Genomic DNA, 15079 nt, shown 5'->3' on the forward strand with positions numbered 1-15079 from the left:
GACGGGGAAGCTATCAGTGTGTTGCCGAGCCACAGTGATTTTAACCTGGTATTCAATCCATTATTTTCCTGAATCCCTGTATAATCCAGTACGAGCCCGGTTATGTATTAATAAGTACTTGCCTTGCCTAACAAGATCTTATTACTTCTGATGAATAGGAGAACTCATATGAACACAGTGATTAATCCGGAATACTGGAAAGAGAGTATCGTGTACGAAGTATACCTTCGCAGCTTTCAGGACAGCAATGGAGACGGCATTGGCGATATCCCGGGCGTGATCTCCAGACTGGATTACCTCAAGGAACTGGGGGTTGATGTGGTATGGATCTCGCCGGTCCACCCTTCCCCCAATGCGGATTACAGTTATGACATCAAGGATTTTTACAGCATTGATCCGGTCTTTGGCACACTGGACGACCTGAAGCAGCTCATTCACGAGGTCCATAAGCGGGATATGAAAATGATTATGGATATGATCATCAACCATACTTCGGATGAACATCCATGGTTCCTCGAATCCCGCTCCTCGGTAGATAGTCCATACCGGGATTACTACTTCTGGCGCGATCCGGCGCCGGATGGCGGGCCGCCGAGCAACTGGATCTCCTATCTGGGTGAATCGATGTGGGAATACGATGAGACCACCAAGCAGTACTACCTGCATTCCTATCACAAGAAAGAACCGGATCTGAACTGGGAGAACCCGAGAGTACGCCAGGAGATGAAGGACATCATGCATCACTGGCTTAAGCTAGGCATTGACGGCTACCAGATCGATGCGGTGAACAGTATCTCCAAGGATACCCGTTTCCCGAATACGGATGATACCGAGCGGCGGCAGGCTAACGCCGAGCAGTACTTCAAGGAAGGGCCGCGGGTGCATGAGTATTTGCATGAGCTGTATGAGGATGTATTTGCCCATTATTCCATCTTCACAGCCGGTGAGCCTTCGGGGATCGGTACCGATGAAGCTGCGCTGTATACCCACCCCGACCGCCAGGAACTGGATATGGTATTGATGATGGAAGCTTCCAAAATCGATACCGTCACCAATGATCTGTGGCAGTACCAGCCATGGACGCTGCAGGATCTCAAAAAAATCATGGGCGACTGGAACCGCAATCTGTATGGCAAAGGATGGATCGGCGTCTATCTGAGCAGCCATGACCACGCCCGGCTCGTCTCTTATCTGGGCGATGCCGATAAGTATCACAAGGAATCGGCCAAACTGCTGGCCATGTTCCTCATGACCATGCAGGGCACGCCCTACATTTACCAGGGTGACGAGATTGGCATGACCAATGCGCAGCATCTGCGGACGATCGACGACTTTACTGAGCAGCAGGCCAAAATCTATTACCGGCAAAGGGTTGAAGAACATGGTGACGACGAGCAGGAGATCATGCAGCGTATCTACACCAAGTCCAGAGACCATGCCCGTACGCCGGTGCAGTGGGAAGATGGACCAAATGGCGGCTTCTCTACCGGCGAGCCCTGGATGCCGGTTAATCCGAATACGCGGGAGATTAACGTCCGGCAGCAGCAGGATGATCCGGATTCCATCCTGAACTTTTACCGGGAGATCATCCGTATCCGCAAACAGCACAAGACGCTGGTGTATGGCAATTATGAAGACATTCTGCCGGAGGATGAGCAGATCTACGCCTATACCCGTGCAGGCAAAGAAGACCGCTGGCTGATCGTGCTGAACTTCTCCTCTTCCCCGGCCGACTTCCGGCTGCCGGATGCCGATTCGCTGGCCAATGCCGAACTGATGCTGCACACCCATCCGGACCGGGGCGCCGACCCGTCAGCTATTCTGTCCGGCAAGCAGGTGCAGCTGCAGCCTTACGAAGCGCTGCTGTTCTCCCAAAAGCACTCGTCGAAGTGAAGCGACAATATACACTAAATACACTGACGCGAGGCTGGACAGCCGTGGAGCAGATCTGTATTTGTAAATAGCCCTATTTGTGAATAAATAAGACGAGATTCCTTTTGATGATATAAATAAATGGCACAAAAAAGGCACTCCATGATGAGATGGAGTGCCTTTTGGTATCGACGAATGCGAATAGTCTTCGATGCTTGAATGTGTAATGAGTACAAAACCTGCCGTTATGCCACCAGCAGCTGCACAATGGTCAGAATCAGACCGACGATAAATCCACAGATCGCGCCATTGACGCGAATCCACTGCAGATCGTTGCCGACTTTCTCTTCCAGCATATGCACCAGTGTATCGTTGTCCATCTGATCGAGATTTTCTTTGACCAGCTGGCCGAGACGGTAATGGTTGCGTCCAACGACACTGATAATTCCCTGCAGCAGACGTTCTTCCCAGGCATCGATCTTCTCCTGGTCCTTGCTCAGATCACGGATAATCGAGCGGTACATGATAAACAGATGGCGTCCACCGCTGTCGCGTTCCCGTTCCAGCATACCGACGATCATGCCGCGCAGCTCTTCCAGACGTTCCATCATGAATACGTTGGCTGCATCGCCTTCAAGTGTAGCCCGCGTCCAATCCTTGATGCGGTCCCAGTTGTTCTCTTCATCTACCACCTGGAACATCTGCACACGCACTTCGCGCAAAATGGACTCCCGGTATTCGCTGTCTTCCTGCTGCAGATTGCTGACGGTAGACAGCAAAATATTTTGCAGAATTCCGCCCAGGCTCTCGGCATTCATCATACCGGCAAACGCCTGGAAAGCAAATCCTTTGAGTCCGCCCAGATTAATATTCTCGAGCTGTTCGCTGGCGATCTCGCCCAGCTTGTCGCGGCTCGCCGGACGTAGCGCCCATTCATGTACCTGCTTCAGGATATGATCCAGCGCTTTCTCATCGTATCGCTCAGTCAGCGCATGGGTGAGTACTTTGTTGCCTGCCGCCTGCAGATCTGCTTTCTGGGCATAATCGGCCAGACCCGTCGCAATAAACCGGGATACCGGCTCCAGCGGAATACGGCTGATCGGCGGAATGACCAGATCAATCAGCTCGCGCCGGATCGTTTTTTTACCCAATTGGCGTGTAATTGCAGAGACGGCAAAAGGGAACAATTTGAAATGACGAAGCTTGGCTTCAATACTTTCTTTGTTCAACAGCTCATTCTCCATCGCTGAGATCAGCGAACGGATAATTTTGTCCCGGTTACGGGTCAGTAAGGATGTATGCGGAATAGGCAGACCGAGCGGATGACGGAACAATGCGGTAACCGCGAACCAGTCCGCAATCCCCCCGACGAGTCCCGCCTCAAAGCCTCCCTGAATAATCTTGACCAGCAGGGTATCCGGCAAAAACAGCGTGATAATAAATCCAACCGCCATGATTGCCAGCGAGATCCCCGCCAAATATCTGGAATTCATAGATTTCCTCCTTCAGTGCTTCATCCGGAACATGGATTTATTACTTCCAATACCGTGTTCTCTAATCGGTTTATTTAGTATAGCATATCATTCAGCACTTGCATGCCAGCCTATCGAGACCCCATTTGAATGCAAAAATGCATGACAGGTCATTCGATATCTTCTCCGACTATTTGTCACTTTATATCATAATTAAAGTGTAACCCAAAAAAAGTAAAACGACTAATTTCTGCGCATATTTTGTACGAATCATTCGGTTGTCCAATTATCTTTTTAAGTATGCGGTCTCGAATCCGCTGTTTCGCTCCTGCGTCTGCGCATCTGCGGAATATTCCAGTAGGTTCCGGCGCGCCAGAGCCATTCGACAGGACCATATGCAAAATGCTGCAGCCACAGCTTGCTGAGCCCAATCTGAAGCGCAAAAAAGAAAAGTCCGATTGGAACCAGTGCCGCGAACGGAATTGGGGGGACAAAAGAAATTTTTCCCAGCAAAGCCATACTTCCTCCCACGAAAATGGAAGAGAACACTACCGATTGCAGCAAATAATTCGTCAGGCTCATTCGACCAATCCAGGCAAAAGGTTGGACCATCCAGGATAATCTGCCCGAAGAAGAAAGAAACAGGAAGATGAATACAAAACCAATCGAAACCGAGAATTCCCAGAAAAGAGAGAGGTTTAACCACTCGAAATTATATGGACTGAATATTTGATACTTTCCCCATATTCCGATAATTAATAAGGACACACCGATGATCCCGGTGAGAATACCATGTCTGAAATGAAATAATTTGGCACGATAAGCCGACATACCGAACAAGAAAAAACTCAAATGCTGCATGGCATTGCCGAATTCGAAGGAAAAATCGGGATGCAGCCATATTAACGGTTTTAGAAACCATGGGCTCTTTGCAGCAAGATAAGGAAAATACGTCCACAGTTCCATATCCATCCCATCCACAAATACAGAAACAGGTACAGGTGCAGGTTGAGATAGGGAGACGGCCAGCAATCCAAACAAAAACAGTGGCCAGGCTGACATGGATATAAAAAGCAAAAGCATCAACCCGTCCATAGCATACATGAACAAAATATCTCCATCCCATATCCATACATAATGAGCTGTTCCAATCAACAGCAGAATCAACATTCGTCTGAATAAAATCAAATAGGGATTGATGTGACGCTGAACTGCATGATCATACATAATGACCATTGTGATACCAAACATGAAAGCAAAAAGTGGACGTGAGCTATTGCCGAAAATAATGTAAATCACTTCAAAAAAACGATCGGACAATGAAAAACTGGAGTAAGTCCAGAACATGGTATCCTTATTTATGCCGCCGAGCCGATTCAGATTAACGAGAAAAATAGCCAAGAGCGCAAACCCTCTGAGCTGGTCGAGGGCAGTAATACGCCCGGTATGTAGATGAAGCTTTTGTAGATCAGACTTTAACAGTGAAGAAGACATTTCGGTAGACACTCCTTAACATGGTTGTAATTACCAACAAATAAATGGTTTACCAAATTCTATTTGCTTAACATTTCTAAATATTAGCTGCTTACACTTGTGTACATTCCTGTTAGCAATACGTCCTGACTGGCAGAGAAAAGCAGTCCCTGCCTTAACTGCCTAATCCGCTATACTATGATCCGCGTTAGTGCTGTCCACCGGCAGGCTCACTATGACTCTGCCGCCCTTGGTTGTCAGATCATTTTGCAGCTGCAGTGTACCTTGGTGCAGCTTGATTACATAGTCGGCAAACGTTAATCCCATACCGTAGTGACCGCTGGTTGTACGGCTTTTGTCGCCGCGGTAGAACAGCTCTGTTGCCTTTTCCAGCGCTTCTCGGGTAAAGCCGGGGCCGCTGTCTGTGATGGTGAAGGTGAGCTGCTGACCTGTATAGTGAATCGTGAGATCCATACCGGTGCCATCGGGAGTATGATCCAGTGCATTGGCAATAATATTCATCAGGGCCCGATGCAGCAGCTGCGGGTCCAGGTAAACGGCCACTTTGGAGCAGTCGATCTGCTGCTGTACCCGGATATCCCTGCTGCCTGCATATGCTTCGGTATCATCAAGCAGCTCCCCGATCCATTCCTCCAGCGAGACTGCCTTTTTATTCAAAGTCAGCATATTCTCTGCTCTGGACATCATAATCAGCATACGCATATGCTGCTCGATCTTGTCGCCTGCACTCAGAATATAACGTGTATACATCTGCTGCTCCTCATCCTGCTCCGATAGTGACAATAGCTCGGCATTGCCTTTGATAATCGTGACCGGAATCTTGATGTCATGAGCAAGCGCGGCAATTTGTTCCTGCTTGGTTTTTTCCGTCTTCCACTGGGTCTCCAGCGATTGCTTGAGGGCCTCCCTCATATCTATCAGCGAGTGGGCCACATCGTCAAATTCCTTGATTCCAAGCGGCTTCTCTGTAAAATCCAGATTCTGATTCTGAATATGATGCGTAATCCGGGTTAACGCCCCGAGACTGCTTCGGAGCCGGTTGGCAAAGATCGTAGTAATGATAAAACAAACAAGCAGTATGGCGACGACCAGCAGCACATTGCCGGTCAACTCATAGTTGGGGAAATGGGTTCGCAGGTACGGTGAACGGAACTGTGCACGCAAGTCGGACTGCAGCACACAGTCATCATTTTCCCGCTCAATCAGCGTATACACTTTCTGTCTGTAATAGGCAGAGGACTGTCCGCTGACCAGCTGAACAGCCAGCCGGATCTCTGCATCATCCATATTGCCATACAGCGGTGCACGGCTTTTTTTGTCCAACACTACATATTTGGAGCCTATCGGGAGCATGTCCGCACTAATCGAATCTGCTGTCTGCAGCCTGTCCCGCTCCTGCCTGATCATCTGCTCGCTATAGTTGGCCGGCAGCACCCAACCGGCCTGAATCGCCATCGAAGTCAGCAGCATATACAGGGCGAAAATAATAATGACGCTGCTGCCCAGAGAAGTCAGGTATTTAAATAGTTCACGGCGCAGCGTGGTTTTTCTTTTCTGACGAGTTATTGCCATCGGTACCCTACACCCCAGACTGTGGTAATCGGCATCACATCGTGTTCTTTGCATTTTTTGCGGATCGAGCGGATGAATTCGGTAATGGTGGAATGCAGGGCCTGACCATCCATACCGTACACCGCATCATAGATCTCTTCTCTCGTAAATACACGATTCCGGTTGCGCGCCAGATACTCGCATATTTTATATTCATTTTTGGTCAGAGGAAGAAGATTCTCCCCCAACCAGATCTGCTTCATGTCAAAATCAAAGTCAAGGCTGCCGATCTGCTGCCGGGAGGGGTGCTTCTCCCGTCGTTCCCGGCGCAGATGGGCATTCACCCTGGCGCTTAGCTCCCTGACGCCGAATGGCTTGGTCAGATAGTCATCCGCTCCGGTCAGCAGCCCTTCCACGATCGCTTCCTCTTCCGAGCGGGCCGTGAGGAAAAGAATCGGACAGTCCACGGCACTGCGAATCAACCGGCAAAATTCAAACCCGTCCAGCTGCGGCATCATCACATCAAGCAGTATCAGATCATATCCCTGCACATCCTCTACCGTCAGCTGATGGGCTTGATCCCGCACACTGACCAGATGCTGATCGCGCTGCAAAATATTGCGAATAAGCGCCAGAATATCACGATCATCATCGATCGCCAGTATTTTGAACATGATAATCCTCCTCTCTACTGTAATGAAGTATCCAGCGATTCTCATTCCGCATGTCTGCTGCCCTGCCAGCTGTGGAACCAGATCAGGCTCATTATGCCTATGACAGCGGTGGACAGGATGATCCATAACCAGCCGATCTGTACATCACCCTCCACATACGTTCTCATCTCGCCGGTGAGCGTACCTAGTCGAAGCAGTGCGGTACTGTCCACCATACGCACTCCCCATCCCCATGGGATGTAGTGCCAGACCGCATCGCCAACGCTCGTAATCATCAGTGCAGCAACGAGTGTACCCACGCCTCCGATGATCATACATGCCCCTATACCGAATGTAAAACCGGCCCATAAATGGATTATATAGAATATAACACTGCTGACCGATAGATAGACGGCTCCCCATAGGAAAGTATCATAAGGCAGCCGCTCCATCCTCAATACAAACGTCGCACCGACTCCCAGCAGCACAGCTGCCAGCAGAATCGCCAGGCTGCCGCTTCCCCATACAAACAGCAGCTTGCTCAGATAAGCCGTCTCTTTGACCGGGCTGCTCACCAGCATATTCTGAAACTGCCCGGCCTGCTCTTCCTGCATGCTTACCATCCCGCAGATGATACCGGACACCAGGGGCATAGCCACACCCAATATTTCCATATAGCCGGTATACAGGCTGACCAGCACCGGAGAACGCCCGTGTACATACAGCAGATAGACGATCGCCCATACGAGCGGCAGACCGATATGCATCCACAGAAATGGGGTATGTCTGGATTTGTAATAATCGGCATACAGGCAGCGCCATAATGCAGCCATCTCAGCTCACCTCCCGTTGTACAGCAGCAGTACGCCCCTGTCCGGCAAAAACAGATCCGGTCCATAGCAGTAGAATCAGAAAAAAACCTACAGAAAGCAGCAGTCCTGCAGGAATAACCGCCGCATTCCATAGCGGATCACCGGCAGTCAACGGTACACCGTTCGGATGCACTCCGATCACAGGACACATCATACGGATCGACCAGCTCCATGGATTGAGCCACCACCAACCCAGCGGTGCTGCATAGATACCCAGCACCAATCCCACCATCACATGGACCACCAATGTACCGATCCATCCCCATCTGCGTGACAGCCAGAGGCAAAATGGAATCTGCCATAAACTTCCCATCCACAGCAGCCCTACCGCCAGCAGCGTATGGGACAACCGGATAGCCGATGGAAAAATCAGCTGCAGAATGAATAACAGCATTTCAAAAACCAGCAGCATCAACAGCATATAGATAGCGATCACGAATACCTTGCCATACCAGATACGTGACAGCGATACCGGAAGCGAGAAAATCCGGTTATAATTGACTGCCCGCTGCTCCTTCTGGTGGGACAATCCGCATAACAGCGCCGCCGTTAACGGTATAAAGAAAATGGACCACCAGTTGAACGTATTGGTCACTATATAAATCGGGTTCATCAAAAAGGAAACGAGCAGATTGAGCACAGGAATAAGAAGTAGTAGTTTACGTAAAAAGGACCGTCTGAACTTGAGATGTTCGGAGCGCAGGCAGCGGATCATAATACCGCCTCCCTGTTCATACGGACAGACTGCACCACCTGCATAAATAACTGCTCCAGATCCTGTCCCGGATCAATCTCCCCCTGGTATCCCAGCTGCCCGTCGCTAATAATACCGATATGGTCTGCAATCAACTCCACTTCAGACAGGATATGGCTGGATAAAATCACGGTGATGCCCGCCTGGGGGAACGATCGAATCAGTTCTCGCAGGTCCTGGATACCAATCGGGTCCAGCCCATTGGTCGGTTCATCCAGAATAAGCAGCCGGGGATGGTTGAGCAGAGCCATAGCGATGCCGAGTCTCTGTTTCATCCCCATCGAGAATTGGCCGGCTTTTTTGCGGCCGGTGTTTTTCAAATCCACAATATCCAGTACTTCATGGATGCGTGTATCTTCAAGACCCAGCAGAATGCTTTGCACTTTCAGATTTTCGTAGGCGGTCAGATTCGTGTACAGCGGCGGTGATTCAATCAGCGCACCGATCTGGGCCAGATCCCTGCGGCTCCATGGATGTCCGTCAAAGAGAATCTCTCCGGAAGTTGGAGTCAGCAGACCGGTCAGCATTTTGAGGGTTGTCGATTTGCCTGCGCCATTGGGGCCGAGCAGACCGTACACACTGCCATACTTAACGTTCAGGGAGACATCCCGGACTACCGTTTCCCGGCCGAACTTGCGAGTCAGCTGCCGGGTAGCCAGCATATAATGATTCATATTCACCAATCCTTTATACTAGAATGATCATGCCGTCTTATCTGGGTAAGCCTGCTCTGGTTAGATGCCCGGTTAGCCTGTATAATCGCCGGGTATGTAGATAACAGGCTTGTTTTACAGTGATCTGTAAAGGTGGTATCTATGCTACATTGGAATTATCAAGTTTTTATCAGGATTCAGTCATTAACTGTGGAAGGGTGATTCGATGTACATTTATCTAAGCTCACGCAATATTCATGATCAATTTCCCGAGGCTGCCCATCTGCCAAATGCGGTGGAGATGCACCATAATGGCGAGACCCGCTATGTAATGGAGATTGACGAGATTCTGCCTGTTGATATTCCTTCTGAAAATACATTCCGCTATGAAATACTCGACAGCAGCGGCATTATTGGCGGCGGTTATGCCGTGCTCAACAATATCCCGGTGACCGCTGACGGACGGTCCGCTTTTGAAGCACGCTTTATGAATCGGGCACGTAAAGTGGAGGACGAACCGGGCTTTGTCGGCATTCGTGTACTGCGTCCGCTGGATGATGATACGTATGTGATTTTGACGCTTTGGGATGCAGAGGAGAACTTTACTGCCTGGCAGGAATCGCAGGCCTACAGTCACGCCCATCGCAAACGGAATACCGAAGAAGGCATTGATGTGCAGCAGCCTTCCATTTTCCCAAGACCTTCGTTTGTGAAGACATATGTAATCGAGAATTAACTAAATACTGAACCTACCTGCCAGAATCCGCAGAAGTATTGCTTTTGGATTCTGGTTTTTTTACGTCCATATAAATGAATAACGGCTCCGTTTCAGCGGCCAGACAAATATATATAGGTTGATTTTTACAAATTTGTTGTAACCTGATTCCAGCTCATCCCGTAGAAGATGGTAGATTATATTTCATATTGTTGTTAAAATGTCATTGTTATTGGAAGGCGCTACTACATTTAGAAATCGAGGGGTTACGTATGGGAATGAGTTATAACATGCAGCGCAAAAGTCAGTTGGACGCACGCGAACTGATGCTGCTCGAGTCGGAAGTAAAAACGTACGGCAAAAACATGGTTGTTGCCTATGTACTGTGGTACTTCCTTGGTATTTTTGGCGGTCACCGTTTCTACATGGGTAAAATCGGAACAGCGGTAACCCAGTTGATTCTGTCGCTGACAGGTGTAGGCATGATCGTAACAGGCGTATGGTGGGTTGTGGATGCATTCTTGCTGCATACCTGGGTAAAAGAACGCAATGCTTATGTAGAGAGCAATATCATCGATCAGATTCTAATTCAAAAGCCAATCTCGCCGCCAAGTTACAACTACTGATTCCGATATGCTGACAAGATACGAACTATCACCGCAGGAACTGATGCTGCTCAACTCGGAACTACGGCCCAGGGAGAAATCTCTGGCATTATCCTACCTGATGCTAATTGGCGGACATCTGGGGATACACCGTTTTTATCTGAGACGCACAGTCAGTGCAATTATCCAGCTTGTTTTATTCTTACTGGCGATGGCTGCTTATTTCGGCCTTGTATTCACTTCAGAGTTCAATAAAGATGCAAGCGGACTGTTTCTTGGTCTGACACTGCTAACCGGTTTTCCTTTGTTTGTCTGGATTGTGATTGATCTGTTCCTCATTCCGCGTATGGTACGCGACTGGAATCAGCAAGCTGAACATGATGTAATGCAACAGATCGAGTGGCTGAGACAGAATCCTCCACCAGCACGTGAACCTATGGCTTCTCCTACACCGGCTGTGCAGCCTACAGGATACCAGCCGCCGCAGTCTTAAGAATTGGCCACGATAGCAATAAGATCTGCAACGTACACACATAGAACATACCAAAAAGAACGCTCTGTCGATGACAGGGCGTTCTTTTATTTACATGAATATACAAACGACTACAATTACAGAATTACAGCTACAGGCATAATCATGAGCATCCAATATGCTCTAGTTCAGCAGGTCAGGAAGAGACCTTCAGTTGACTATGGAACAGATCGCTGTAGAATCCCCCCTGCTCCAGCAGCTGCTCGTGGGAACCCTTTTCCATAATCTGTCCGTCACGCAGGACCAGAATCTGATCGGCCGAACGGATTGTGTTCAGGCGGTGGGCAATGACAAAACTGGTCCGGCCTTCCATCAGGCGCTGTAGCCCCTCCTGAATTCGGATCTCGGTGACGGTATCGATGCTGCTCGTGGCTTCATCGAGAACCAGGATCGCCGGGTCCGCCAGCATGGCGCGCGCAATCGTGAGCAGCTGACGCTGTCCCTGGCTGATGCCGCCACCGTCACGGCCCAGATGATGCTGGTAGCCATCCGGCAGACGACAGATAAAGCTGTCTGCATTGGCCATCACCGCTGCCTGCTCCACCTCTTGATCTGTCGCTTCCAGCCGTCCATAACGGATATTATCCATAATTGTGCCTTCGAACAGAAAGGAATCCTGCAGCACAAAGGCCATATGTTCACGCAGACTCGCCCGGCGCAGCTGCTTGATGTCCTGTCCATCGACTGTAATGATACCTTCATCCGCATCATAGAAACGCGAAATCAGCTGAATCAGTGTCGTCTTACCGGCACCGGTCGGTCCGACGAGAGCAATCATCTCACCCGGCTCTGCCCGGAAGGAAATATGCTGCAGGGTACTTCGTCCCTCTCCGGCATCATAGCCAAAGGACACATCACAGAACTCCACTTCTCCGCGGATCTGCTTCACTTCAACCGCCTGCTGCTCATCGGATTCTTCCACATCTTCATCCATAATCTCGAATACCCGCTCGGCTCCGGCAATCGCGGACAGCAGCGTATTCCACTGGTTCGCCAGATCATTCAGCGGGCGGGTGAATTGACGGGCATATTCCACGAAAATGACAATCACTCCAACCGTAATCGCGCCGCGAATCGCCAGCAGTCCTCCTGCGCCCGCGATCAGGGCAAAGCTCAGATTATTGAGTCCATTCATCAGCTTGGGAATAAATCCTGAGATCGTCTGCGCCCAGAATCCGGAGAATCGTATCTTGTCATTGCGCTCGCCAAACTCGCCAACAACCCGCTGCTCCTGAGCAAATGCCTTGATAATCTTCTCCCCGGACAGCGTCTCCTCAATATAACCGTTCAGCTCCCCCAGATTGCGCTGCCGTTCCCGGAACAGCGGACCGGTGCGCCGGGTAATCCAGCGCATCCCCAGTGCCATCAGCGGCACGACGACAAAGGTCAGCAGGGTCAGCAGTGGACTCAGCCACAGCATTACCCCCAGCGTCCCGATCAGCGTCAGCACACTGGAGAAAATCTGGATCGCCGAGCTGTTCAGTGTGGAGCTGACATTCTCGATATCATTGGTTACCCGGCTCATCAGCTCCCCCTGCTGCCTTTTCCCGAAGAACGGAATTGGCAGCCGGTGCAAATGCGAGAACAGATCCGACCGCATTCGGTAGACCGTCTCCTGGGCAATCTCGATCATCCATACGTTCTGCAGCCAGGAGGTGAGCGAGTTGAGAAGGTATACAACCGCCAAGCCCGCGAGGAACCAGATCCACTGCCTGCCTGCATTTTGTTCCAGAAAATCATCGATCGCTACGCCGACCAGATACGGTCCGAGCAGAGTTAATGCCGAAGTCAGCAGTACCATGAACAGCACGAGAAACAGCTTGGCCCGGCGATGGGACAAATAGTTCCAGATGCGTGCAAGCGTGCCTTTCCAGTCTTTGGCCCGCCGCCTTTTGCCTGCTGCGGGAGTGCGCTGGGGAGTATCACCCGGCTCCTCGGCCGCCACTGCCGGTGGTCTGGGGATACGAAAAGGATCAGTGAATACTTTCCACACGGCCGGGTTCCTCCTCTCCAAATTGGGATGCATAGATTTGGCGGTACAGCTCCGACTCCTGCAGCAGCTGTTCATGATTGCCCTGGGCAATCAGCTGTCCGTCACCGAGCAGCAGTACTCGGTCCGCCCGGATCGTCGAGCTGATCTTCTGGGTGATCAGAATGGTCGTGCAGGACAGACTGCTGATACTCTCCAGCAGCATCGATTCCGTGCGTACATCGAGCGCGCTCGTACTGTCATCCAGCAGCAGAATCTGCGGGCGGCGTACCAGTGCTCTGGCGATAGAGAGACGCTGCTTCTGTCCGCCGGACAGATTCACGCCCCGCTGACCAAGCAGCGTATCATATCCATTCGGCAGCTTGGCGATCGTCTCATGAATCTGGGCCATCCGCGCTGCCGCCTCAATCTCTTCCATGCTGGCATGCTCGGAGCCCCAGGCGATATTGTCACGAATCGTGCCGCTGAACAGTACAATCTCCTGCGGTACATAGCCGATCATGCCGCGCAGCTGCTCATCACTCATTGCCTGAATATCTTGTTCCTGCAAATAAATATGCCCACTGTTCGCTTCATACAATCGCAGGATCAGCTGTATGAGCGAGGATTTGCCCGAACCGGTCGCGCCCATAATTGCAGTCATGCGGCCGGATCTCGCGGTAAAGGAAATGTCCGTCAGAATCGGCGTCTCCACACCCGGATATTTAAAGGAGACCTGACTGAATACAATCCCCCGCTGCTGCTCTGGTACTGGATAATCGTTCGTATGAAGAGCGGGACCGGGCGCAGCAGCTTCTTTATTTTCAGTGATGATTCTATCCTGCCGTCCTGTTGCTGCAGCTCCGTTATGCTGTGATACGCTGATATCCTGCCCTGATGCAGCATCTTTATGATTATTATGACTGACCGCAGTCGATGCATCCGGTGATGAAGATGCCGACATCCGGCTGCTCAATTCTTCCTCCGATGCATTCATCACTTCCTCCATCCGCTCTGCCGACGCTCTCGCTCTGGAAAAGGAAGCCACGATCATCGAGAACGCGGATAACGCTCCCATCGTACGCATCGAATAATTGATAATCGCCACCACTTCACCGACCGAGGCACTGCCGGACATAATATCACGATGTCCAAACCACAGCACCGCGATAATGCTGGCATTCATAATAAACAGAATAAACGGCATCGTCGTCTCGGTCAGCCGCAGCGCAGCTACCGTATCAGTCATCAGCTCACCACTGTGCTGCTCAAACCGCTTGCGCTCATGATGCTTGCGTACGAACACGCGGATCAACCGCATACCGGTCAGATTTTCCTGCATTACATTGTTGACCTTGTCCAGACGCCGCTGTACGAGCTGGAACCTGGCGGCAGCTCGCTTCATTACCGCGATAACGAACAATAGCAGCACCGGGATACCCACCACCAGCAGCAGACCCAGCTTCACATTGACGATCAGCGCCATCACGCTGCTGCCGACGACCAGCAGCGGCATCCGCAGCATAAAGCGCAGACCCATGAACAGCATATCCTGCAAAATGGTCACATCATTGGTCAGACGGGTGATCAGCGACGACGAAGAGAACCGGCTGAACAGCGCATACGAGAAGGACTGTACCCTTTTATAAAGCGCTTCCCGAAGATCATAGCCAAGCCCCTGACTCGCATACGAGGCATAGAAGGAGCTGAAGATCCCGGCGATAAAAGCGATAACCGTGCCACCCACCAGGATGCCGCCCCACAGCAGTACTGTGGACGCATCCTTCTGGCTGACACCATCGTCAATAATTTTGGAGATGAGAAAGGGCTGCAGCAGTTCCAGCGCCAGCTCGATGAACATCATGAGCAGCGCCAGCACAGCGGCAACCCGGTACTTTTTGAGAAAGGCAAACATAAGCGACATGTGCATCCCCCTT

At 50.7% G+C, this 15079-nt stretch carries 13 protein-coding genes; 4 read left to right on the plus strand and 9 right to left on the minus strand.

The window, feature by feature from the left end:
- Positions 1 to 168 precede the first annotated feature (168 nt).
- Complete coding sequence (locus tag WH45_RS07780; RefSeq protein ID WP_046213823.1) at positions 169 to 1893, plus strand: glycoside hydrolase family 13 protein; 1725 nt, start codon at positions 169 to 171, stop codon at positions 1891 to 1893.
- A 224-nt stretch (positions 1894 to 2117) separates the two neighbouring features.
- On the opposite strand, the gene WH45_RS07785 is transcribed toward WH45_RS07780, so the two are convergent.
- From WH45_RS07785 to WH45_RS07815, 7 genes are all read right to left on the minus strand, one after another.
- Complete coding sequence (locus WH45_RS07785) at positions 2118 to 3365, minus strand: DUF445 domain-containing protein (RefSeq protein WP_046213824.1); 1248 nt, start codon at positions 3363 to 3365, stop codon at positions 2118 to 2120.
- 273 nt (positions 3366 to 3638) lie between these two features.
- A complete protein-coding gene (locus WH45_RS07790; protein ID WP_046213825.1) occupies positions 3639 to 4838 on the minus strand; it encodes a DUF418 domain-containing protein in 1200 nt (399 codons plus the stop codon).
- 162 nt (positions 4839 to 5000) lie between these two features.
- Complete coding sequence (locus WH45_RS07795) at positions 5001 to 6410, minus strand: sensor histidine kinase (RefSeq protein WP_046213826.1); 1410 nt, start codon at positions 6408 to 6410, stop codon at positions 5001 to 5003.
- Entirely contained in the window at positions 6401 to 7063 is a 663-nt protein-coding gene (locus WH45_RS07800; RefSeq protein ID WP_046213827.1) for a response regulator transcription factor, read from the minus strand. The genes WH45_RS07795 and WH45_RS07800 overlap by 10 nt, the downstream gene beginning before the upstream one ends.
- A gap of 41 nt (positions 7064 to 7104) precedes the next feature.
- Complete coding sequence (locus tag WH45_RS07805) at positions 7105 to 7875, minus strand: lantibiotic immunity ABC transporter MutG family permease subunit (RefSeq protein WP_052723673.1); 771 nt, start codon at positions 7873 to 7875, stop codon at positions 7105 to 7107.
- 1 nt (position 7876) lies between these two features.
- A complete protein-coding gene (locus WH45_RS07810) occupies positions 7877 to 8629 on the minus strand; it encodes a lantibiotic immunity ABC transporter MutE/EpiE family permease subunit (protein ID WP_046213828.1) in 753 nt (250 codons plus the stop codon).
- A complete protein-coding gene (locus WH45_RS07815; protein WP_046213829.1) occupies positions 8626 to 9342 on the minus strand; it encodes a lantibiotic protection ABC transporter ATP-binding protein in 717 nt (238 codons plus the stop codon). The genes WH45_RS07810 and WH45_RS07815 overlap by 4 nt, the downstream gene beginning before the upstream one ends.
- A 205-nt stretch (positions 9343 to 9547) precedes the next feature.
- Here WH45_RS07815 and WH45_RS07820 point away from each other — a divergent pair, with 205 nt between their 5' ends.
- The 3 genes from WH45_RS07820 to WH45_RS07830 all read left to right on the plus strand — a co-directional run bounded on the left by WH45_RS07820 (position 9548) and on the right by WH45_RS07830 (position 11134).
- Complete coding sequence (locus tag WH45_RS07820) at positions 9548 to 10057, plus strand: antibiotic biosynthesis monooxygenase family protein (RefSeq protein WP_052723674.1); 510 nt, start codon at positions 9548 to 9550, stop codon at positions 10055 to 10057.
- Positions 10058 to 10314: 257 nt separating this feature from the next.
- On the plus strand, positions 10315 to 10662 hold the full coding sequence (locus WH45_RS07825; RefSeq protein WP_046213895.1) for a TM2 domain-containing protein: 348 nt from the start codon (positions 10315 to 10317) through the stop codon (positions 10660 to 10662).
- A 7-nt stretch (positions 10663 to 10669) separates the two neighbouring features.
- Positions 10670 to 11134 (plus strand): TM2 domain-containing protein, encoded by a 465-nt coding sequence (locus WH45_RS07830; RefSeq protein WP_235338316.1) that lies wholly within the window; start codon positions 10670 to 10672, stop codon positions 11132 to 11134.
- 175 nt (positions 11135 to 11309) lie between these two features.
- Here the strand turns inward: WH45_RS07830 and WH45_RS07835 are convergent, their stop codons facing one another.
- The gene (locus WH45_RS07835) at positions 11310 to 13166 is read right to left on the minus strand and encodes an ABC transporter ATP-binding protein (RefSeq protein ID WP_046213831.1); all 1857 of its coding nucleotides are present in this window, start codon (positions 13164 to 13166) and stop codon (positions 11310 to 11312) included.
- The gene (locus WH45_RS07840; protein ID WP_046213832.1) at positions 13147 to 15066 is read right to left on the minus strand and encodes an ABC transporter ATP-binding protein; all 1920 of its coding nucleotides are present in this window, start codon (positions 15064 to 15066) and stop codon (positions 13147 to 13149) included. The genes WH45_RS07835 and WH45_RS07840 overlap by 20 nt, the downstream gene beginning before the upstream one ends.
- Positions 15067 to 15079 lie beyond the last annotated feature (13 nt).

Source organism: Paenibacillus wulumuqiensis, from assembly GCF_000971965.1.
Lineage (GTDB): Bacteria > Bacillota > Bacilli > Paenibacillales > Paenibacillaceae > Saccharibacillus > Saccharibacillus wulumuqiensis.